The organism is Catellatospora tritici (assembly GCF_019083965.1).
In the GTDB taxonomy this organism is placed as follows: domain Bacteria; phylum Actinomycetota; class Actinomycetes; order Mycobacteriales; family Micromonosporaceae; genus Catellatospora; species Catellatospora tritici.
Map to the genome: position 1 here is coordinate 404,342 of NZ_JAHRCY010000005.1, position 20,846 is coordinate 425,187.

The following is a 20,846-nucleotide window of genomic DNA, read 5'->3' on the forward strand; positions in this document are numbered from 1 at the left end:
GCGTGCGGCGGCTCAGGCCCCGGTCACGACCATGCGCACCGGGGTCGGGTCGAAGCCGTTGCACGGGTTGTTGATCTGCGGACAGTTCGACACCAGCACCAGCACGTCCATCTCGGCGCGCAGCGCGACCCGCAGGCCCGCGGCCGAGATGCCGTCGACGATGCCGAGACTGCCGTCGGGGTCGACCGGGACGTTCATGTACCAGTTGATGTTGCTGACCAGATCCCGCTTGCCCAGCCCCCACCGTGCGCCCTCGGCAAGGAAGTTCTCGACGCAGGCGTGCTGGTGCTTGGTGTGGTGGCCGTAGCGCAGCGTGTTCGACTCCCGGCTGCACGCACCGCCGATGGTGTCGTGCCGCCCGACCTCGTCGGCGACCACGGTCATCAGCGGCCGCCCCTCGTTGGAGCGCAGCACGCTGCCAGTGGTGAGGAAGATGCCGCCCTGTGCGGCGAGGGTGTCCGGTGCCGAGTACCGCTCGGCGGTGTCGTCGGCGTTGTACAGCAGGCAGTCCACGGCCTGGTTGCCGTGCAGGTCGACGATGGTCAGCACCTGACCGCGGCGCACGACCGCCGACCACGGCGCGCGGGCGGGCACCGTCTGGTCCAGCACGATCGCCCCCGGCACCAGGGCGGCAGACACGGCGACGGTCACGAGAGCCCCCGTGCGGTGCGGTAGTCGGCGGTGTTGTGGAAGGCCCGTTCGCCCTCGGGCGTACGCGACCAGAGCGGATCGTCGGGCGCGGTGGCACGGCCGCGCCAGGCCAGCACCTGCACCGGCGAGCACGTGTACGCCTCGCGCGGGTCCAGCGGGTGCGGCACGTTGGCCAGCAGCACCGTCACCGGCATCTCGGCGCGCAGTTCGACCTGCGCCCCGGCCCCGGCCGAGCCCAGCCAGGTGAACGCGCCGTCGTCGCCGACCCGTACGCCCTGGAAGAAGGAGATGCTCGGCGGCAGGTCCCGCCGGGTGAGCCCGTGTTTGGCCGCGGCCAGGGTGAACAGCTCCCGCCCGGCCGGGCTCGGCCCGTGCGCCGCGCCGTCGCCGTAGCGCTCGGCGTTGCGCGCCAGGGTGGACGTGCCGCAGAACGCGTCGGCCCGGCCCGATGCCGCGGCGGTGACCGAGGCGAGCACCCGGCCCTGATCCGACAGCAGCAGATGGCCTTCGCTGAGGTAGGCCTGCCACAGCACCTTGACCGTGTCGGCGACGTTGAGCCGTTCCCACGGCTCGTCGGCGTTGAACAGCAGCACCGATACGCAGGCGTCACCGTCGAGGTCGGTCAGGCGCAACACCGTCCCGGCGGCCAGCCGCCTGCTGGTGTAGCCGCCGCCGGGCACGGTCTCGGCCCAGGTGAGGTCTTGCGCGGCGACACCCTGGGGCGGGGCGGCGAACCCGGTGGCGGGCACGGTGGGCATGCAGGCCACGAACGTGCCGCCCTGAGCGCGGGCGTGGGCCCGCGCTCCGGCGGTGGTGGCGGTCGAGCCGGTCACGCGGGGGTGCCTTCCGCGACCGCGGTCAGCGGCAGCTGCGGCTGTGCCGACCGGGCGCGGTAGCGCAGGTGCGCCAGTCCACCCAGCAGCAACGCGCCGCCGACGAACAGCAGCGGGAAGTAGCGCAGGTACCAATGCCCACCGGCCGGGTCATAGACCTCCTGCCGGGGCCAGCCGAGGTTGAGGATCATCGCGATGCCGTAGACCACGGCCAGCGCGTTGACGACCAACCCGAACCGGCCCAGGGAGAACAGCCGCCCGCCGCGTTCGGTCACCGCGGCGTCCTGCCCGTGCGGCCAGCCCTTGCTCCGGCGTACCAGCAGCGGCACGGTGACCAGGGCATAGGCGAGGTACAGCATGACGATGCAGACGCTGGTGACCGCGGTGAACAGCGCGGGTTGCCCGATGTTGACCAGCAGCACGGCGGCGGCGCCGACGCCGACGACGATCGCGGGCAGCGCCGGTGTGCCGGTGCGCGGCGACACCTTGCGCAGCGCCGGGGAGAACGGCAGCACGCCGTCGCGGGCCATCGAGAACACCATCCGGCTGCCGGCGGTCTGGATCGCCAGGGTGCAGACCGCGACCGCGATCGCGACGTCGATCAGCAGGATGCGGCCGCCGGTCTCGCCCAGCCTGCTGGTGAGCACGTACGGCAGCCCTTCGGTGGCCAGCCGGCCGTCGGTGAGGCTCGGCGCCGCCATCAGCGCCACCAGCAGCATCAGGCCGCCGCCGAGGCCGGAGGCGGCCAGCGCGCGCAGGATCGTGCGCGGCGCGGTGTGCCGGGGGTCGCGGGTCTCCTCGCTCAGCTCGCCGGCGCTGTCGAAGCCCACCACCACATATGCCGCCATCAGCGCCGACACCAGGAACGGGCCGACGTAGCCGAACCCGGAACCGGTGCCGCCGGTGTCGAAGACGACCCCAGGTCCGCGCTCGGCGTGCACCAGCAGCAGCACGATCACCGCGGCGACCCCGATGATCTCGAGGGTCACGCCGATGCTGTTGATGATGGCCATCAGGCGTACGCCGACGACGTTGACCACGGTGGTCAGGGCGATCAGGATCGAGCCCAGGATGACGGCGTTGGTGGCACCGCTCGGCGAGGTCAGCGACGGGTCACCGCCGACGAGTTGGAACCCCGACCAGATCGAGGGCAGCACCACCTGCAGCGCGATCGCCGCCGCCGCGACGGTCACGGTCTGCGCGATGATCATCACCCAGCCCGCGAACCAGCCGACGGTCGCGTTCGACAGCCGCCGCGACCATTGGTAGATGCAACCGGAGATCGGGTATCGCGCGGCCAACTCGGCGAAGGTCAGCGCCACCAGGAACTGCCCGGCGAAGACCAGCGGCCAGGTCCAGAAGAAGGCGGGCCCACCGAAGGCGAAGCCGAACGCGAACAACTGGAAGACCGTCGTCAGGATCGACACGAACGAGAACCCGGCGGCGAATGACGCGTAGCTGCCGATGCTGCGACGCAGTTCCGGCTCGTAGCCGAAGGTGCGCAGGTCGACAGCGTCGGTGCCGTCGCCTGCCGCGGCGGCCCGGGGCGGCGCCGGCACAGTGGGAGAGAGGGACATGACCGCCTCCTCGGGCTAGGCGGCGGACGCCCTGGGCGCTCGCCGACCGCTAATACCTGTCGCCCGACAGATTTATGTAACGGCGGGCCGGACCGGGTTTCCCGGTGGTAAAACGTGGATTGCCGGATCCTCACGGCCGCCATCAGAAGGCAGTGAACGACGGCCCGCGACCCGGATGCGACGATCTATGGCGTGAAGCCGCCATCCGCTCCCGTCGGGCGTCCCCGATCGGGCACGCGACGCCTACCCGCGGCCACCGCCCGCGAGGAGATCCTCGACGCGGCCGCCGAACTGTTCGCCCGGCACGGATACGCGGCCACGTCGACCCGTCAGATCGCCGAATCGGTCGGCATCCGCCAGGCCTCGCTCTACTACCACTTCGCCAGCAAGGAACAGATCCTCGCCGAACTGCTCGAAGCGACCGTACGGCCGTCCCTGGACTACGCCGCCGAACTGGGCCGCCAGGGCCTCACCCCGGCCGCCGCGCTGTACGCGCTGGCGACCTACGACGTCGGCGTCCTGCTCACCGCCCGCTGGAACGTCGGCATCCTCTACGCCCTGCCCGAAGTCGCCGCCGAACCCTTCACCCGCTTTCGCACCGAGCGCGAGCTGCTGCGCCAGGTCTACCGCGACCTCGCCGCGGCCGCCGACCCGACCGCCGACCGACAGATCACCGGAGACCTGGTGTTCGGCCTGGTGGAAAGCGTCATCGGCATGCGCCGCGACCTGGACGCCGCGCCGCCGCCACCGACCCTGCAACGAGCCGTGGCCGAGGCGGTGCTGCGCCTGGTCGGGGCGACCCCGCCGGACTCCGGCAGCTGACGGTCCGCCGCGGCGGTCGCACGCCTGGCAGACTCCCACCGTGGCAACCGATCTCCCCGCGCTGCTGGCCGTGCTGCGCGACGTGCGTGACCTGCTGGTCATCTGCCCGCGACAGTCGTGGCCGCCGTTCGCAAGTGGAACCATCATCAGACACCGCCGCCGGCAACCATATGGGGTGGCCTGACGCTGACAGCGATGGGTTGCGATGTGACGCTACGCTTGGAGTAATGACCGGTCCGTGAGAGAGGGTCCCGTTCATGACCGCTTCGGGCGGCGCGGCGCGGCGACGATGGCCTTGGTACGTCGGCGTGACGTTATCTGTTCTGGTGCTCGTTGCGGCTGCCGTTTGGCTGACGGTCGTGCTGGTCGACGGTCACGGCGGTTCGGCGGGGTCGGGGCAAGCGGGGGATGTGGCGCTCGGTATAGGCGGGTTGGCGGTCGCGCTGGCGTCGCTTGTCGTCTCGATCCTGCAGTTGCGTCAGGCCCACAGAATACCGCCAGTTGAGGCGGCTGGGCCGCGTATCCCCGCTGGATCGAAGATCCGCCAGGATGTGACCGCCTCGGTGCCAGGCGCAATCGCGCAGGGTGTAATCGGTGGTGACATCCACAACCGGTTCGATCGCCCGAACCCGTCGGCTGGGCCAGGCCCTGCGGCCGGGGACGGTACGGATGGCAACCAACGGTGACTGCGGCGGGTGAGCGGGACGGTGTCACACAGAATGTAACGGCGACGGCGGGGTTCGCCTATGGGGTCATCGGAGCGGACATTCACACGTTCTCCGACCGGGGGCCGGTTTATGTGCTCACGCAGTTCGCTCCCCGGGCTGCGCCGGAGGCGGGGTGGTTGCTGGCGCAGCCGAGCCGGTTGCTGAACGCGCGGTTCGCGCTGGTCGGGTTCACCGGCCGTGAAGCCGACCTGGTCCAGTTGACGCAGTGGCGCGACGGCGGAGCCCGATTGGCGGCGCGGTGGGTGCATGCCCCTGGCGGCCAAGGCAAGACACGGCTGGCCGAGCATTTCGCCCGCCAGTGTGAGGGTGCGAGGTGGAAGGTCGTTGTCGCATCGCAGGGAGCGGGTTCGGTACTGCCGCCGCCGGGTAGCCAGGACCTTCGGCTAGGTGAAGCGGTCGGGTTACTGGTGATCGTGGACTACGCCGACAGGTGGCCGCTGTCGCACCTGACGTGGCTGTTCAGTAACGCCCTGTTCCACCAGCCCGGCGTGCCGACCCGGATCCTGATGCTGGCCCGTACCGCGTACGCATGGAGCGCGGTACACGCGGAACTCGACCGCCTCTACGCTGACGGGGAGGACCAGCACCTGGCGCCGCTGCCCATCGGCGACCCGGCGCGGGAGGCGATGTTCACTGCCGCCCGTGACGCCTTCGCGGACGTCTACCGGCTGGATACCCCGGGTGTCGTCGGGGTCCCGGCAGCGCTGGGGCAGGCGGAGTTCGGGCTGACGCTGACCGTGCACATGGCCGCTCTGGTGGCGATCGACGCCCACCACCGCGGTGTCGTCCCGCCCGCGCATGCGGCCGGGTTGTCCGCGTACCTGCTCCAACGCGAACAGCATCACTGGAGCCGTCTATACGGCAACAACACCGAGCGGCTGGACTTCGCGACTCCACCAAGCGTGATGGGCCGAGCGGTCTTCACCGCCGTGCTCACCGGCCCGGTCGACCACACCACCGGCGGCATCGCCCTGACGGGTCTGGGCCAGGAGGTTCCCACCGAGCGAGTCCTGAGCGACCACGGCTACTGCTACCCACCCTCCGACCTGACCGCCGGCACGGTCCTAGAACCCCTCTACCCCGACCGGCTCGCCGAAGACTTTCTCGCCCTCAGCCTGCCCGGACACCTGGTCACCGAACAACCCGCCGACCCGTGGACTGCCGCGGCCACTACCTTCCTCCTGCGGGCCGCCGACCCCGGCCAGGCCGCACCGGTGTACGCGGCGCGGGCGGTGGTGTTCCTGGCCGCCGCAGCGGCACGGTGGCCACACGTCGGACCCCGCTATCTGTTCCCGCTGCTGCGCGCCCAACCAACCCTTGCGCTGGCTGCCGGGGGCGCCGCACTGACAACTGTGGCCCTGCTGCCCGACCTGGATCTCGGCGTGCTGGAAGCCATCGAGCCGTTGCTGCCCGCTAGTCGTCACGTCGACCTGGACATCGCTGCTGCCGCAATCAGCACCCGCCTGACCGAACACCGCCTGGCCACCGCCACCAAGCCTGCCACCCGCGCCCGCCTGCACGCCAACCACGCCGTCCGACTCTCCAATGCCGGGCGGCGGGCCGAGGCCCTCGCCTACTCCAGCAAGGCGGTCAGCCTGTACCAAGAGCTGACCGCGCTCAACCGCGACGCCTATCTATCCGACCTCGCCACGTCGGTGAACAACCACGCGGTTGCCTTGGCGGAGGCAGGACAGCGGGCCGAGGCCCTCGCCGCCTCCAACGAGGCGGTCACCCTGTACCGGGAGCTGACCGCGCTCAACCGCGACGCCTATCTGTCCGACCTCGCCATGTCGGTGAACAACCACGCGCTGCGATTGGCCGAGACGGGACAGCGGGCCGAGGCCCTCGCCGTCTCCAGGGAGGCGGTCAGCCTCTTCCAGGAGTTGGTCACACATAACCGCGACGCCTACCTGTCCGACCTCGCCACGTCGGTGAACAACCACGCGGTTGCCTTGGCGGAGGCAGGACAGCGGGCCGAGGCCCTCACCGTCTCCAACGAGGCGGTCACCCTGCGACGGGAGTTGGCCGCACTCCACCGCGGCACCCACCTGTCCGGCCTCGCCGCGGCGGTGAGCAACCACGCGACATCTTTGGCGGAAGCAGGACGGCGGGCCGAGGCCCTCGCCGTCTCCAGCGAGGCGGTCAGCCTCTTCCAGGAGTTGGTCACACATAACCGCGACGCCTACCTGTCCGACCTCGCCGCGGCGGTGAGCAACCACGCGACGTCTTTGGCGGAGGCAGGACGGCGGGCCGAGGCCCTCGCCGTCTCCAGCGAGGCGGTCAGCCTCTTCCAGGAGTTGGTCACAGTTAACCGCGACGCCTACCTGTCCGACCTCGCCGCGTCGGTGAACAACCACGCGCTGCGGTTGGCGGACGCGGGACAGCGCGCCGGGGCCCTCGCCGTCTCCACCGAGGCGGTCACCCTGTACCGGGAACTGGCCGCATTCCACCACGACGCCTACCTACCCGACCTGGCCATGTCGGTGAACAACCACGCGCTGCGGTTGGCGGACGCGGGACAGCGGGCCGAGGCCCTCACCGTCTCCACCGAGGCGGTCACCCTGCACCGGGAACTGACCGCACTCCACCACGACGCCTACCTACCCGACCTCGCCATGTCCGTGCACAACCAGGCGATCCGGTTGGCGGAGGCGGGACAGCCGGCCGAGGCCCTCACCTTTGCTGGCGAGGCGGTTACCCTGCGCCGGGAGCTGACCGCGCTCAACCGCGACGCCTATCTGTCCGACCTCGCCATGTCGGTGAACAACCACGCGCTGCGGTTGGCCGGGGCGGGACAGCGGGCCGAGGCCCTCACCGCCTCCACCGAGGCAGTCACCCTGTACCGGGAGCTGACCGCGCTCAACCGCGACGCCTACCTACCCGACCTCGCCCGGTGTCTGTTGGCGGCTGCGTGGGTACGACTAAACCTGAATATTGACCTCGATCGCGGCTTGACTTTGGCCGAGCAGGCGGTACTCATCTACCTGACGCTGACAAAGCACGAACCGGAGGCATTCCTCAGCACCACCGGCGCCGCCTTCGCCGTGCAGGAAGAAATTTTGCGCGCCCTCGGCCGCTACGACGACGCGAAGGCCCTCCACGATCTCCTAAAACCAACCCAGGATCAGGACTGACGCGTCTGTTGGGGAACCTCAACCGGAGGTTGGTCGCTCCCGCCGGGGCGTTCCGCAGGTAGTGAGAATTGCCAGTTGTGTGTAATTTGCGCGCATGGCTGGGATTGGATGTGCGGCTTGTCATCGCGCTTATCGTCGCGATGATCGCGGGCGGCGCCGGGGGCCCGACCGCACCGTCGAACGGGGTGCTGGTCAGCCCTGCGTCGGCTCGTCGGCCTTGGCGTAGACGTGGGTGAGGTCGCGGCGCAGGGTCGCCGCGCCGTGCAGGTAGACGTGGGTGATCTGGTCGCGGGCCAGGTCGGTCTCGACGTGGGCCATCAGCCGGATCACCCGTGGCATGGCTCCGGCGATGTCCAGCTCCTGGGCGCAGATCAACGGCACATCGGCCATTCCCATCAGGCGGGCCGCGTACGCCGGGAACTCCGAGTGGATGTCCGGGGTCGCGGTGAAGATCGCGCTGACGAAGTCCTCGTCGGAGAGGTCGTTGGCGTGCAGCACTGCCTTGACGAGTTCGGCGACCCGCTCCAGCAGGTGCTCGCGCTCGTCGACCTCGAGCTGGGTGGCGCCGCGTACGGCCCTGATCGGCACGGCTTCAGTGTAGGCGCCGCTCCGGCGGCGGGTGCGCAGGGATCACCCGGACACCGGCCGATCATTCCACCACCGCGGTGGCGCTGTTGGCGCGCAGCCAGTCCTGGTAGTGCGGGCGGCGGCTGGCGTACGCCCAGTAGGCCTGCCGCGCCAGGCGCACCAGCGCGTCGAACATGTGCGCCACTGGCCCCGCGCCACGGCACACCAGCAGGTGCCGCATCTTGACAGGATCGCCGGTCAGTGGCTTGACCACGACACCGCCGCCGCTGTCGAAGACCGCCTGGCACGCGGCGATGGCACGGCGCGTGGCCACCAGTTCGCGCAGCGGCTGCGCGTCGGCGACCGTGTACAGCACCCGTGGCGTGAAACCAACCTGCTCGCAGGCCACGAGGAAGCAGTCGGGCCAGCCCGACCCGTCGGGCGGGCTGAGCGCCCAGGGCTCGTCGGCCAGTTCGGCCAGGTCCACCGAGGCTCGGTCGGCCAGCCGGTGCTGCTGCGACATCGCCACGAACACCGGCTCGACCGCGACCACCTCCGCCAGCACCGAGACCGGCTGCCGCAGCAGGAATCCCGGGTAGTCCACCATGGCCACCGCGTCCAGCCGGTCGGCCAGCAGCAGCTCCCACAGCAGACGCGGCGAGTACTCGGTGGTCAGGCGGACCTCGGCCTCGGGTAGCAGGTCGCTGAGCCGGTCGGCCAGACCGACCGAGACCGCTCCGGCGATCCCGCCGAGCCGGATCACCGGTCGTTCCGTCGGTGCGTGCTGCCGGGCGCTGTGGCGCAGCTCCTCCACCGCCAGCAGCACGCCGCGGGCCCGCGTCAGCAGGTACTGACCCAGCGGGGTCGGGGTCACCCCGCGTCGGCCGCGCAGGAAGACCTGTGCGCCGAGCTCGCGCTCCACCCGCTGCAGCTGCGCGGTCAGTGCCGGTTGCGAGACGCCGAGCAGCGTCGCGGCCTTGGTCAGGCTCCCGGCATCGGCGATCACACACAGAGAATGCAAATGCCGCAATTCGAGCTCCATCAGCGGCACGCTATGCCACCCGGCCCTTGCGCGGAAGGCTGTCGCGAGCCCTCTTCACGCGCAGCCATCATGCCGCGGTTATGGCGAGCCGGGATTGCCGAGGCCACGTCGCCAACCGGCAGAGTGGGACGCCAGCCACGCACGGTCATCGATGTATTGGCGGTTCGACGGCCGGGCGGGCGTGCCCGTACCCCTTCATCAGAGGAGGCGCCCATGCGCCGACGTCCCCTGTCTCTCGCCGCGGCCGCGCTGCTGTCGGCGGTCACGGTCCTCGCCTCGGCCCCGGCGCAAGCCGCGCCCGAACGGCAGGAACAGCAATGGCGGGAGGTGTTCTCCGCCGACGGGACCATCACCCCGATGCTGCTGCCCACCGAGCACACCAGCTCGTTGAGCGCCGAAAACCGTGCCGCGGCCGCCGCGGCCAACGTGATCGCGATCCAGAACACCGGGCCGTCCAGTGAGCGGTTCGACCTGGTCATCGTCGGCGACGGGTACACCTCGGCGGAGATGGCCCTGCTGCGCCAGCACGCCGAGTCCAAATGGAATGAGATCGCCGCGACCGCGCCGTGGAGCACGTACCGGGGTTCGGTGAACGTGTGGCTGGTCGAGGTGGTGTCGGCGCAGTCCGGCGTGGACAACGACCCGACCCAGGGCATCAGCCGCAACACCGCGCTGGACATGTACTTCTGGTGCGGTGGGATCGAGCGGCTGCTGTGCCTCAACGAAACCAAGGCCAAGTCGTACGCCGCCCAGGCCCCCGCCGTCGACGCCATCGTCGCGGTCGGCAACACCACCAAGTACGGCGGCGCCGGCTATCCGAGCCTGGCGACCGTGGCGGGCGGCAACGCCCAGGCCGGGCAGATCGCCATCCACGAGCTGGGCCACTCCGTCGGCGGGCTGGCCGACGAGTACTGGACCGCGGGCACCACCTACACCGGCGCCGAACCGACCGAGCCCAACGTCACCAAGTCGTCGAGCTGCGCCAAGTGGGCCTCGTACGCCGGACGGGCCACCCCCGACGGCGGCGTGATCGGCTGCTTCCAGGGCGGGCACCAGTACGCCAACGGCATCTACCGGCCGTCCCAGGACTCGCTGATGCGCACCCTCGGCAAGCCGTTCAACCTGATCGGCCTGGACGCCATGGACCGCGCCATCCGCGCGAAGATCGGCGGTGGCGGCACGACGTGCACCGGCTACCAGAACACCCGCACCGGCAGCCTGTCCGGCGGCGGTTCGGCATACCAGCCCGACGGGACTTACTACTACTCCGCGGCGTCCGGCACCCACCGGGCCTGTCTCGACGGCCCCGCCGGAGTCGAGTTCAACCTGTACCTGCAGAAGTGGAACGGCTCCGCCTGGGCCACCGTGGCAACCGCCGCGACCGGCGGCCCCGATGAGACGCTGACCTACAGCGGCACCGCCGGCTACTACACGTACCTGCTCCAGTCGGCGTCCGGTGCCGGCTCGTACACCTTCGCGTACTCCGCCCCGTAACGCCCTCCGCCCCGTAACGCACCGGGGCGCCGTCACCCGGCGCCCCGGCCACCCACCGGCCCGCCGACCTGGTGGCGCGTTGAGGTGAAGGTCGCACACGTCGGCGGCACGCGACCAGGCGGACAGGGGCTCCCTGCCGGGAGACGTTCTTCGACGATCAGCGTTTGTTCTGATCGCAGTCGTAGACCGATGGATCGCCTGTTTGCCCGTAGGCTGCCGGTTCGATCGGGACACAGTGGCTGGTGACCCAGGCAGCGATCGCCGATCGCCGGTTTCCGTATGGACCGAGTTGGACGAAGCGGACGTCGCGCTGTGCGATCAGGTCGGCGAGTCGCCCGGTCGTCGGGAATGGCACATTGCCGCTGTATCCGCCCAGTGCCAGGACGGTCTGCCCCGCATAGGTGTAGTGGCGTGCGAGTCGGGACCCCTGCGCCGCGACGAGGTAGCGGCGGCCATCGCGGTGGGCGGCGAGATAGCGGATGAGTGGACTGGGCCGCCGGGATGCGCCGCCGACCCGCCCGCCGCCGCGGTACCCGGCTGCGCCGCTCGCAGGTGTGGCGGCCACGCCGTCCTGGGTGGTGACCGCCCACGCGGTCGGCCCGACGAACACGGCGATGGCCGCGACCGCCGCCGCCGTGAGCACGGCGACGCGCAGGGCCGGGCGGCGGGCCGTTCCACATCGAGGCGGCAGGCTCGACGCGCGCCAGATCACGATCGCGAGGCCGACGGTGGCGACCGTCCCGCTGACCAGCACCGCCGGCGGCAGCCAGGGCAGCGACTTCGGATAGGCCGCAGCCAGATGCCAGGACCAGGCAGCGGTGCCTGCGACCGCTGCCGGAACCACCCAGCGCAGCAGGGGCCGTTCCCGCCAGGACCACAGGGACACCGCGCCCGCCCCGGCCAGGGCCGCCACGGGCGAGGCGGCGGCGATGACGTAGTACCGGTGCGGCATGCTCCCGATGGTGAACGCCGCCGCGTGCACGCCCAGCCAGCCGGCCCAGAGCAGGTACCCGGCACGCAGTTGGTCGGTGCGCGCCGCCCGCCACCGCCAGGCCAGCCCGGCGACCAGGCCGAGCAGGGCGAGGGGGTAGAGCCAGCCGGCCTGCGTGGCGATCGGCGCCGACAGCATCGTCTTCCACCCGAGCGAGACGCCGTGGGAGACGTAGCCGCCGGATCGGGCGTGGCCGATGCTGGCGCCGTGGTCGACGCCGAACCGACTGAGCGCGTTGTACCCGAACACCATCGTCAGCGGTGAGTTGTCGACAGTCCCGTCGATGTAGGGCCGATCGGTGGCCGGCACGAGCAGCATCGTCGCGATCCAGGTGCTCGACGCGGCCAGGGTCGTCACCCCGGCCAACGCGAGGTGCGCCACCCGCGTCCGTAACGGGTTGGGCGCCGCGACGAGATGGAGCACCCCGAAGACCGGCAACAGCGCCCACGCCTGGGTCATCTTCACCCCGAAGGCCAGGCCGACGAGGATCCCACAGCCGAGCAGCGGCGTCAGCCGGCCGGACGTGACCGCCCGGTGCCAGGCGCCCGCGGCGATGAGGAGGAGCGTGACCAGGAGCATGTCGGGGATCTGGCTGCGGGCCAGGACGGCGACGACGGGCGTGGTGGCCAGGGCCGCAGCCGCCACCAACCCGGCGGCGGGGCTGTGCCAGCGGCGCACGAACCCGTAGAGGACGCAGACCGCCGCCACGGCCGCGAGGACTTGGGGCAGCAGCACCGACCAGTGGTGGAAACCGAACAGCCGTGCGGGCAGGGCCTGGAGCTGGAACGCACCGGGCAGCTTGTCCAGTGTGATCGTGCCCTCGGGGTCGACGGCGCCGAACCACCAGGACCGCCAGCTCGACGACATGCTCCTGACCGCCGGCCCGTAGTAGGGGTGCAGCGGAGCCGCGTCGAGGCGCCAGGTGTAACCGGCTCCGGCAACCGCCGCGACGAACAGCAGTAGAGGTCGGGCCCACCGAGGGCGGCCACCCGGCGACAACCAGGATTCGGCGACGACACCTCGGCTCGTGCGCTCGCCGGAGCCGGGCACGGCCGTGTCCGCCGCGGCGCCATGACCGGTGGGTGGTCGGGAGGCGGGGAGCGGCTGCCTGGGCGGTATGTCGGTAACCGGCATCAGATGATACTAAATCATATGATTAGCTCGTTATCTCCGACATACCGTAGGAGGCTGCCCCGCCTGACGCCACCGCTATTGGCGCTCTTTGCCAATCCGGCAACGAAGATTGCCAGATTGGCGGAACCCCGGCATGGTCGACCCGGCCGAGTCCGGCCGACCGACCGGTGTAGCAGAGAGAAGGAGCCAGGTGTCCAAAGAGTTCAGCGAGGCGTACTGGGAGAATCGCTACCGCGACCACGCCGGGCCCGGCAGCAGGCGGCCCAATCCGCAGTTGCTGGCGGAAGTCGCCGAGCTGGCGCCCGGCAGCGCGCTGGAGGCGGGTTGCGGTGAGGGCGCCGACGCGGTCTGGCTCGCCTCGCGGGGCTGGCGGGTGACCGCGGCAGACATCTCCCCCACCGCGCTGGACCGGGCCCGCGAGCACGCCACGGCCGCCGACGTCGCGGACCGGATCGAGTGGGTACAGGCCGACCTGACCGGCTGGACGTCCGGCCCGCGACGGTTCGACCTGGTCTGCACGAGCTACGTGCACACGCCGGGATCTCCGATGGAGCTGTACGACCGGCTGGCCGCGGCTGTGGCACCCGGCGGCACGCTGCTGATCGTCGGTCACCACCCGTCCGACCAGCACTCCCATGGCGCGCACGGCGCGACCCACCAGGCGCACGTCACGCCCGAGCAGGTGGCCGACGGCCTCGACCCGACCGCATGGCAGGTGGTCGTGGCCGAGACCCGGCAGCGCGCGGTCGCCACCCACCACGGCGCGACGACGGTGCTCCACGACACCGTCGTCCACGCCCGCAGACACCGCTGACCGCGATGGCCGAAGATTGTCAGCGGGACACCCTACGGTGGGGGGCATGATCGACGACTACCCGTGGGAGCCGCCGCTGGCGGGCACCGAGGCCGAGCACCTGACCGGCGCCCTCGACCGGCTGCGCACCACATTTCGATTCAAGGCCGATGATCTGGACCCGGCCGGGCTGCGGACCCGCGTCGGCGTGTCCACGCTGACACTCGGTGGCCTGCTGAAACATCTTGCCCTGGTCGAGAGCTACACCTTCACCAAGAAGCTGAGCGGCGAGCCGATCGGCGCGCCGTGGGACAGCCTGGGGCACGACGGCAGCGACGACTGGGAGTTCACCACGGCCGCCGAAGACTCGCCCGAGCAGCTGTACGCCCTGTGGGACGACGCCGTCGAGCGGTCCCGGGCGAAGCTGGCGGCCGCGCTGGCCGACGGCGGCCTCGACCAGCTCGTCCATGCGGCGCATCCGGACGGCCGCCGCGCCAGTCTGCGCCGCCTGGTCTGCGACATGATCGAGGAGTACGGGCGCCACACCGGCCAGGCCGACCTGATCCGTGAGGCCGTCGACGGCCGGGTCGGCGAGGATCCACCGGCAGGCTGGCGCGCCCGCTCGGGCAACTACCGCATCGGTTGACGCCCACGGCGGCGCAGCGACCAACCTCGCCGAGACGGCTTGATCAGCCCATCCTGACGAAGCGGTGCCGCCCGCTCCCCTGACCCGGGTGCGGGCGGCACCGCCGCATCTCGGCGATGCGCTGACGGTCAGACCGGTGAGCAGGTCAGGGTCGGCGCGCCGTTGCTGCTCTGCGGCGCGTTGCCCAGGAACCCGAACGTGGTGCTGGCCCCCGCGGCGAGGTTGCCGTTGTAGGAGACGTTCTTGGCGGTGGTGGTCGAGCCGCTGGTGGTGATCGTCGCACTCCATACCTGGGTGATCGTCTGCCCGTTGGCGAACGTGATGGTGACCGTCCACTTCGTGATGGCGGCCGACCCGGCCGTGACCTTGACCTCACCCTGGAACCCGCCCGGCCACTGGCCGGTCAGCGAGTACGTCGCCGAGCAGCCGCCGGGCAGCGGCGAGGACGACGGCGAGACCGACGGCGACGGGCCGGCCGAACGCGACGGCGACACGGACGGCGAGGGGGACGCCGAGCGCGACGGCGAGGCCGACGGCGACGGACTGGTCGTGCCGCCGAAGTTCACGTCGCTGCAGAAGTAGTACGACTGATCCAGGTGGCTGGCCTGCCAGATGGTGAACAGCATATGCCGCCCGGTGCGGTTGGGGGCGTTGCCGTTGACCAGGATCGACACCCCGCCCCCGCTCTCCGGGGTCCACTGCGCGGCCGGGGTGTTGCCGATCTGCCCGACCAGTTCCAGGTCGCTCCACTTCAGCGCCTGGGTGATCGGGTTGAACCCCTGCTTGGTGGCGTACACCCAGATGTAGTCGGCGCCGTGGCTGGCGCCGTCGAACAGCTTGATCCGGAAGTTGTTGGTGATGTTCTGCGCCTTCCAGTCCCCGATCGTGTCCATCGAGGCGTAGAAGCCGTTCTGGGTGCGGCCACCGCTGCACAGTTGGCCGTCCGGGATGGCGCCCTGGTGGTTGCCCGCGACGCCTTCCCGGAAGAGGGAGTTCCAGTTCCACATGGCGTTCGGGTTGGCCTGCCAGGCCTGCCAGCACATCGGGTCGAGGGTCGCCATCTGCGGGTTCTGGAAGTCGCTGCCCCAGCGGGCCCAGCAGCCGTAGTTGCGCGAGGCCGGGTCGACCACGTTCCCGTGCGCGTCGGCGATCTTCGCCAGCGCGGTGGTGAGCAGCAGGATCGAGGTCAGGGCCACAACCAGGGACGAGATGATCAGTTTGCCGCGGGTTGCGGCGATTGAGGACATGATGACTCCAAGACATCGGAGGTACGGATGTCACGCGCGCTGGAGTGGCGCGGGCCCGGTCCGCAGGCGCTGGCGCGCGTGCTGAACGCCGACGTGATCGGACGTCGACGGTGCGAGGTCGGATGCGTGCCCGGCATCCATACCGGCTGCGTGGCTCCCGCAGCATGCCCGGCTAAACTTTACACATTCCAATAAATGTGTCAATGAATGCCCGCATCGGCACGGTTCCGCCAGCCGCTACGCTGGCCCGATGGACCGCACCGCGCCTTTCGACCTGGTCCCGTCGGACCTGCCCGTGGTCACCCAGCTCAGCCGGATCGCCGACGCCCGGGGCTGGCTGGCCGAGCTGCCCGAACTGATCACGCGGGTGCGCGAGCGCTTCCAACTCACCCTGGCTCCGCCCCTGCACGGCGGCAGCTGCAGCTGGGTCGCGCCCGCGACCCTGCCCGACGGCACCGGCGTCATCGTGAAGATCGCCTGGCCCCACCCCGAGATGTTCGGCGAACCCGCCGCGCTGCGGCTGTGGCAGGGCGACGGCGCCGTACGGCTGCTCGCCCACGATCCGCAGTGCCACGCGCTGCTGCTCGAACGGTGCGAGCCTGGTCTGCCGCTGGGCGACTCCACCGCCCCCGCCGCCGCGCGGCTGCGCGTGGGTGCGCGCGTGCTGCGACGGCTGTGGCAGGCGGCCCCGACCGGTGAGTTCGACTCGCTGGCCGCGGTGACCGCGCACTGGGCCGATCTGGTCGACGAGCGCATGGCCCGGCTGGCGCCCGGCTACGACGCCGAGCTGGTCGCCTACGGCGCCCGGCTGCTGCGGGAGCTGCCCGCGACCGCCGACCGGCGGGTGCTGCTGCACGGCGACTTCAACCCCGGCAACGTCCTGTCGTGCGGGGACGGCCGCTGGCTGGCGATCGACCCCAAACCCATGGCAGGCGATCCCGCGTACGACCCGTGGCCGCTGTTGCAGCAGGTCGACGACCCGTTCGCGGACCCGGACCCGGCCGCGGTCCTGGCCGCACGGCGCGACCTGCTCGCCGCCGAACTGTCGCTCGACCCGGAGCGGATCGTGCGGTGGGCGGTGGCCCGCCGGGTCGAGACGGCGCTGTGGCTCGCCCATCACGGTGACGTGCCGGGCGGCGCGGCGGTGATGGGCGAAGCGCGGACGCTGGCCGAGTTGTGAACGGCCGGGGGTGCGGACCACCCGCAGCCGCGATCAGCCCCAGCAGGTCGGGCAGTTGGGGCCCTGATCCACCATGCCGTACTCGATCGAGGCGGGCGCGGGCCGGTTGACCAGCGGCGAGTCGATCGGTATCTGCGCACCGACCTCCTTCAGCCGACCGCCGCCGGGCGTGACGGTGATGGTGACCGCGCGGCAGTCCAGGCGCACGTTCGGCGCGGCCAGCAGGCACACCGCCTGCGTCTCGTCCGGTGCGCCGATCTTCGCCTCGAAATTCGGCGGCAGCGGCGGCCCGGCCCAGTAGGTGGTCGCCCTGCCCTGGGTCTGGCCGTTGGAGAGGTAGACGGCCAGCTCGAAGACCTCGTACTGGGTGGGCGGGTGGCACGTCTGGAAGGTGCCGTGCAGCATCAGGCGGCCGTCGTAGTTCATCGCACCGTCGTCGATGTGGCCGGTGATGGCGGTGCCGGCGGCGCAGCTCATCCACTTGAACTGGTCGGGCACCGCGTGCGCGGGCGCTCCGAGTGCCAGCGTCACCGCCAGCACCGAGAACATCGCCGCAATTCGGCGTCTCATGATCACTCCTCTTCCGGTTCGTCCGCGTCCGCAGGGCGGTCGGATCCTGGATCGTCGCCAGCCCCCAGCACGAGGCCGAGCTGGAATCGGTTGCTGACCTGGTAGCGCTCCATCAGGCCGCTGATCGTGTACGCCACGGTGCGCAGGCTGATCTCTAGCTTCGCCGCCACGGCGGCGTCGGTGAATCCCTTGGCCAGCAGCGCTAGCACCGCTTGCTCCCGAGGGGTGAGGTCCATTGGTGGTTTCCAATCCCGTATCGGATCCCGGGCGCGGTCCCAATGCTCGTAGAAGAACGCGACCAGCTGTTCCACCACGGTTGGGGCGGTGATCTCCCAGGCGCCCGCCGCGAGGCGGTCCGGATCGATCGGAAGGATCGCGCAGCGACGATCGATGAGCATGATTTTCGACGGGAGGCTGGGCAGTTGCCGGAAGGCCAGGCCGTAGGCGTTGAGCTCGTCGGTGTGCCAACCCGACTCGTCCTCGGCCGTGGGCGGCACCCCGAGCGTGCGCACCTGCATGCCCCGGGCGTGCAGCGCGCGGTTGAGCGGAGCCGCCGCCTTGACCGTCTCGGCGCTGAACGCCGGTTCCGGGTTCATCGCCAGGTGCTCGCGGCGCGCCCCGTTGATCAGCTGCGCCAAGCGGTCACGAACCCCTGCCACGGTGAACAACGGCCGTACGTCGCGGGCCGCCATGCGGTGCGGATCGGGCACGAACTCCGGATTGATCAAGTGGGTTAGCCGCTCGCGCAGACGGTGCCGGGCCGCGGCCTCCACCTGGCTGCGCCGTCGCAGCCCGGCGACGACCTCGGTGGCGGACCGCGCCATCCACTGGCGACCGTCTCCGGTCCCCGGCGACAGCGCGGCCACCGCACCGATGGCGAGCAGTTCGTCGAGTGCTCCACGCACCCGCTGGCTCTTCCATCCCAGCGAGGCTCCGATCTGGTCGACCGACCATGGACCGAAGGTGAAGAGTGTCCGGAAGACGAGATCCGCCCCCGCCGACACCCCCCACCGCGACAGCGATGGCACGACCTGCGTCTGCACTGGTTATCCCCCCTGAAAACGATGCCATCCCCCGTCGAGCTGACATCGTTTCCGAGCGGGACGCTGCCAGCCCCGGCCGGGCTGGCGGGACTCACGGTAAAGACTCCGACCTGGCCGAGCCAGGATGTCGCCGTGGATTGCAGTTTTGTGCAATCGCTCGCGGCGCGACCGCTACCGGCTCAGGCAGCCGCCTCGACGGTTTCGCCCGGGACGGCCTCGGTCCGGCCGGAACGCCAGGCCAGCACCCCGCACGCGGCGGCGGCCACGGCGCACACAGGCCACAGGGCGGCGGGCGCGAGCCCGTACAGGGCGGCGCCCAGCGGGGCGGCGAGCATGGTGCCGCTGGTCGCGGCGGCGGTGTAGAGCCCCTGGTAGCGACCGGTCAGCCCGTCCGGGGCCCGGTCGAGCACGTGCGCGGTCGCGGTGGTCTTGTACAGGATCTCGCCCGCGGTGAGCACCACCATCGCCGCGATCACCAGGGTCGCGCCGGTGCCGAGGCCGAACAGGGCCATGCCCGCGCCGACCAGGGCGTATCCGATACCCAGGATCCTGGTGGCGGCCTGGCGCCGCAGCAGCATGGTGACCGGGATCTCCAGCAGCAGGATCAGCCCGGAGCCGACCGCGATCAGCGTGGCGTAGAGCGTGAGCCGGTGCCCGTGGTCGCGCAGGTAGACCGGCAGGGTCGAGTACAGCTGGCGATACACGATGTCCACGACCACGATCGCGGGCAGCAGCGCCAGCAGTGCCCGGTCCGCGCGCACGCTGGGCCACAGCCGGGACGGCACCTGAGCCGAAGGACTGGTCGCCACCGGCTCGGCCCGCAGCAGCGCGGCGGTGACCGCGCGTACGGCCAGGACGACCAGCCCGTCTATCACGAACAGCGTGGTGAAGTGCTCGACCGCCAGCAACGCGCCCAGGGGCGGACCGATGACACAGCCCGCGTTGAACGCCGCCCGGCTGACCGCCACGGCCCGACGCCGGTCGCCGGGCGGCACGGCAAGCGCGGTGAGCGCGCCCTGGGCGGTGCCCGCCGTAGCGCCGCTGTAGCCGAGCACCGCGGTCGACACCGCGAGCAGCGCCACGGGCGTCCACGGTATGAGCAGGGTCACGGCCCCGGTGACGGTCGAGGCGGCCAGCAGGATCCGGCGGTGGCCGTACCGGTCGCCGAACCAGCCGCCGGTCAGGTTGCCCGCGAGCAGGCCCACGCCCAGCGCTCCGCTGATCAGGCCCGCCTGCGCCAGTGGCAGGGCACGCGGTCCGGTCAGGTACAGGAACAGGAAGGTGGAGACGAAGGACCCCGCGGCGTTGACGAACCGGCCGACGGCGAGGATCCACACGATCCGGGGGATGTCACGCACGCGGGCACCCTATGCCCATGATCACGCTCCCGGCAAAGGCATTCGGGCGGCTCCGCTCCGCCCGCGCTCGCGGTCTCCGCTCCGCGGCGGTGCGGCGCCGGACCGACCCGGCGCCGCACCGGACGTCACCCCCAGCAGGTCGGGCAGTTGGGCCCGCTGCCGCCGGGGTCGTCGCTGTACTTCAGGGGGACCGTGACAGGGATGGCGACCGACGGTGAGTCCACTGGAATCGGTTGACCGAGTCCGGCCACGGACTGTCCGTTCACGATGCTGAACACGATCGCGTGGCAGTCCAACCGCGTGGTCGGGCCGGCCAGCAGGCAGACGGCGGTCGTATCGGTCGGCAGCCCCACCGCGGCCGCGAACGACGGCGCCTGCGTGAGCGAGGACAGGTAGGGGTGGGCCCTGCCCCGCGCCTCCGAGGGCCGGTACACCCCGATCGAGAAGATGTCGAAGACCTCCACGTACGGGCAGGCCTGCAACCAGCCACGGAAGATCGTGGCCTGGCCGGGCTCCATGGAGACGCTGTCGATCTGCCCGGTGATGGTGCTCGTCGGGCAGCTCACGCTGATCCACTGGTATGCGTCGCCGGTGAAACCCCCGGCATGCGCCGGCCCCGGTGCGGCGAGAGCCAGCAGCAGCGCCGCAGCTGCGGCAAGGAAGGAACGTCGCATCATCCACCCGATTCCGGTCGATCTGGATACTCCGACCACCGGCGGCCGTCTCGGACGCCGGTGGCAGCACGGGAACCGCATGGGCATCGAGCACTTCGTCGAGCGTCGAGCCCTCGCCGGCTCGCGGCGACATTCCCACCGCGACAGCGACAGCACGACTCTCGGCTGCACTCGTTGCCTCCTCCGCCTCCTGATGCCATCCCCCGTCGGCTGACATCATCGCGCGTCGGACGCTGCCGTGCGGTTCCGTGCCGCTCCGGTGGACTCAACATAAAGATCGCGAAGCACGGCCGCCAGGATCGCCGGCGCCGGTGGACAAATTTGGAAAAGCGGCGGCCCCGCCCCCTGGTGCGGGCCCCAGT

19 protein-coding genes are annotated in these 20,846 nt (G+C 70.9%); 8 read left to right on the plus strand and 11 right to left on the minus strand.

The genetic code is table 11. From position 1 onward, the window contains the following. Window positions 1-12: 12 nt before the first annotated feature. Genes KUA19_RS14150 through KUA19_RS14160 form a run of 3 tightly spaced genes read right to left on the minus strand, consistent with a single transcriptional unit; the run spans window position 13 to window position 3,061 of the window. Window positions 13-651 carry an urea amidolyase associated protein UAAP2 gene (locus tag KUA19_RS14150; RefSeq protein ID WP_308167444.1) on the minus strand — a complete coding sequence of 213 codons (639 nt, stop codon included), beginning with the start codon at window positions 649-651 and terminating at the stop codon, window positions 13-15. Next, complete coding sequence (locus KUA19_RS14155; protein ID WP_308167445.1) at window positions 648-1,484, minus strand: urea amidolyase associated protein UAAP1; 837 nt, start codon at window positions 1,482-1,484, stop codon at window positions 648-650. The genes KUA19_RS14150 and KUA19_RS14155 overlap by 4 nt, the downstream gene beginning before the upstream one ends. Then, window positions 1,481-3,061 carry an amino acid permease gene (locus KUA19_RS14160; RefSeq protein WP_217396467.1) on the minus strand — a complete coding sequence of 527 codons (1,581 nt, stop codon included), beginning with the start codon at window positions 3,059-3,061 and terminating at the stop codon, window positions 1,481-1,483. The genes KUA19_RS14155 and KUA19_RS14160 overlap by 4 nt, the downstream gene beginning before the upstream one ends. A 192-nt stretch (window positions 3,062-3,253) precedes the next feature. On the opposite strand from KUA19_RS14160, the gene KUA19_RS14165 reads away from it, so the two are divergent. From KUA19_RS14165 to KUA19_RS14180, 4 genes are all read left to right on the plus strand, one after another. Beyond that, window positions 3,254-3,883 carry a TetR/AcrR family transcriptional regulator gene (locus KUA19_RS14165; protein ID WP_217396468.1) on the plus strand — a complete coding sequence of 210 codons (630 nt, stop codon included), beginning with the start codon at window positions 3,254-3,256 and terminating at the stop codon, window positions 3,881-3,883. Window positions 3,884-3,923: 40 nt separating this feature from the next. Then, the gene (locus KUA19_RS14170) at window positions 3,924-4,067 is read left to right on the plus strand and encodes a hypothetical protein (RefSeq protein WP_217396470.1); all 144 of its coding nucleotides are present in this window, start codon (window positions 3,924-3,926) and stop codon (window positions 4,065-4,067) included. 73 nt (window positions 4,068-4,140) lie between these two features. Then, complete coding sequence (locus tag KUA19_RS14175; RefSeq protein WP_217396472.1) at window positions 4,141-4,569, plus strand: hypothetical protein; 429 nt, start codon at window positions 4,141-4,143, stop codon at window positions 4,567-4,569. Window positions 4,570-5,018: 449 nt separating this feature from the next. Further along, a complete protein-coding gene (locus KUA19_RS14180) occupies window positions 5,019-7,745 on the plus strand; it encodes a tetratricopeptide repeat-containing protein (RefSeq protein ID WP_217396473.1) in 2,727 nt (908 codons plus the stop codon). Window positions 7,746-7,937: 192 nt separating this feature from the next. Here KUA19_RS14180 and aroH read toward each other — a convergent pair whose 3' ends face one another. Together aroH and KUA19_RS14190 are read right to left on the minus strand one after the other, a co-directional pair. Next, entirely contained in the window at window positions 7,938-8,333 is a 396-nt protein-coding gene (gene aroH, locus KUA19_RS14185) for a chorismate mutase (protein WP_217396474.1), read from the minus strand. A 61-nt stretch (window positions 8,334-8,394) separates the two neighbouring features. Next, complete coding sequence (locus KUA19_RS14190; RefSeq protein ID WP_217396476.1) at window positions 8,395-9,354, minus strand: LysR family transcriptional regulator; 960 nt, start codon at window positions 9,352-9,354, stop codon at window positions 8,395-8,397. A gap of 213 nt (window positions 9,355-9,567) precedes the next feature. Here KUA19_RS14190 and KUA19_RS14195 point away from each other — a divergent pair, with 213 nt between their 5' ends. Continuing rightward, window positions 9,568-10,848, plus strand: coding sequence for a M64 family metallopeptidase (locus KUA19_RS14195; RefSeq protein WP_217396477.1), 1,281 nt, complete (start codon window positions 9,568-9,570; stop codon window positions 10,846-10,848). A 157-nt stretch (window positions 10,849-11,005) separates the two neighbouring features. Here KUA19_RS14195 and KUA19_RS14200 read toward each other — a convergent pair whose 3' ends face one another. After that, a complete protein-coding gene (locus tag KUA19_RS14200) occupies window positions 11,006-12,973 on the minus strand; it encodes an ArnT family glycosyltransferase (protein WP_217396479.1) in 1,968 nt (655 codons plus the stop codon). A 190-nt stretch (window positions 12,974-13,163) separates the two neighbouring features. On the opposite strand from KUA19_RS14200, the gene KUA19_RS14205 reads away from it, so the two are divergent. Both KUA19_RS14205 and KUA19_RS14210 read left to right on the plus strand, forming a co-directional pair. Next, window positions 13,164-13,787, plus strand: a complete 624-nt coding sequence (locus KUA19_RS14205; protein ID WP_308167446.1) for a class I SAM-dependent methyltransferase — start codon at window positions 13,164-13,166, stop codon at window positions 13,785-13,787. A 46-nt stretch (window positions 13,788-13,833) separates the two neighbouring features. Then, on the plus strand, window positions 13,834-14,412 hold the full coding sequence (locus tag KUA19_RS14210; protein WP_217396482.1) for a mycothiol transferase: 579 nt from the start codon (window positions 13,834-13,836) through the stop codon (window positions 14,410-14,412). Between the two features lie 128 nt (window positions 14,413-14,540). On the opposite strand, the gene KUA19_RS14215 is transcribed toward KUA19_RS14210, so the two are convergent. Continuing rightward, on the minus strand, window positions 14,541-15,659 hold the full coding sequence (locus KUA19_RS14215; protein WP_217396483.1) for a lytic polysaccharide monooxygenase: 1,119 nt from the start codon (window positions 15,657-15,659) through the stop codon (window positions 14,541-14,543). 250 nt (window positions 15,660-15,909) lie between these two features. Between KUA19_RS14215 and KUA19_RS14220 the strand changes: the two genes are divergently transcribed. Next, window positions 15,910-16,839 (plus strand): aminoglycoside phosphotransferase family protein, encoded by a 930-nt coding sequence (locus tag KUA19_RS14220; protein WP_217396485.1) that lies wholly within the window; start codon window positions 15,910-15,912, stop codon window positions 16,837-16,839. Between the two features lie 33 nt (window positions 16,840-16,872). On the opposite strand, the gene KUA19_RS14225 is transcribed toward KUA19_RS14220, so the two are convergent. From KUA19_RS14225 to KUA19_RS14240, 4 genes are all read right to left on the minus strand, one after another. Continuing rightward, on the minus strand, window positions 16,873-17,409 hold the full coding sequence (locus KUA19_RS14225) for a hypothetical protein (RefSeq protein WP_217396487.1): 537 nt from the start codon (window positions 17,407-17,409) through the stop codon (window positions 16,873-16,875). 2 nt (window positions 17,410-17,411) lie between these two features. Then, window positions 17,412-18,452, minus strand: a complete 1,041-nt coding sequence (locus tag KUA19_RS44545) for a response regulator transcription factor (RefSeq protein WP_217396488.1) — start codon at window positions 18,450-18,452, stop codon at window positions 17,412-17,414. A gap of 179 nt (window positions 18,453-18,631) precedes the next feature. Beyond that, window positions 18,632-19,810 (minus strand): MFS transporter, encoded by a 1,179-nt coding sequence (locus KUA19_RS14235; protein ID WP_217396489.1) that lies wholly within the window; start codon window positions 19,808-19,810, stop codon window positions 18,632-18,634. A gap of 125 nt (window positions 19,811-19,935) precedes the next feature. Then, the gene (locus KUA19_RS14240) at window positions 19,936-20,487 is read right to left on the minus strand and encodes a hypothetical protein (RefSeq protein ID WP_217396490.1); all 552 of its coding nucleotides are present in this window, start codon (window positions 20,485-20,487) and stop codon (window positions 19,936-19,938) included. Window positions 20,488-20,846 lie beyond the last annotated feature (359 nt).

What these genes read in the sequence shown, in the direction of transcription:
- KUA19_RS14160 (WP_217396467.1), bottom strand. Translation starts at nt 3,061, where the DNA reads ATGTCCCTCTCTCCCACTGTGCCGGCGCCGCCCCGGGCCGCCGCGGCA.
- KUA19_RS14175 (WP_217396472.1), top strand. Translation starts at nt 4,141, where the DNA reads ATGACCGCTTCGGGCGGCGCGGCGCGGCGACGATGGCCTTGGTACGTC.
- KUA19_RS14190 (WP_217396476.1), bottom strand. Translation starts at nt 9,354, where the DNA reads ATGGAGCTCGAATTGCGGCATTTGCATTCTCTGTGTGTGATCGCCGAT.
- KUA19_RS14195 (WP_217396477.1), top strand. Translation starts at nt 9,568, where the DNA reads ATGCGCCGACGTCCCCTGTCTCTCGCCGCGGCCGCGCTGCTGTCGGCG.
- KUA19_RS14200 (WP_217396479.1), bottom strand. Translation starts at nt 12,973, where the DNA reads ATGCCGGTTACCGACATACCGCCCAGGCAGCCGCTCCCCGCCTCCCGA.
- KUA19_RS14210 (WP_217396482.1), top strand. Translation starts at nt 13,834, where the DNA reads ATGATCGACGACTACCCGTGGGAGCCGCCGCTGGCGGGCACCGAGGCC.
- KUA19_RS14215 (WP_217396483.1), bottom strand. Translation starts at nt 15,659, where the DNA reads ATGTCCTCAATCGCCGCAACCCGCGGCAAACTGATCATCTCGTCCCTG.
- KUA19_RS14220 (WP_217396485.1), top strand. Translation starts at nt 15,910, where the DNA reads ATGGACCGCACCGCGCCTTTCGACCTGGTCCCGTCGGACCTGCCCGTG.
- KUA19_RS14225 (WP_217396487.1), bottom strand. Translation starts at nt 17,409, where the DNA reads ATGAGACGCCGAATTGCGGCGATGTTCTCGGTGCTGGCGGTGACGCTG.
- KUA19_RS14240 (WP_217396490.1), bottom strand. Translation starts at nt 20,487, where the DNA reads ATGATGCGACGTTCCTTCCTTGCCGCAGCTGCGGCGCTGCTGCTGGCT.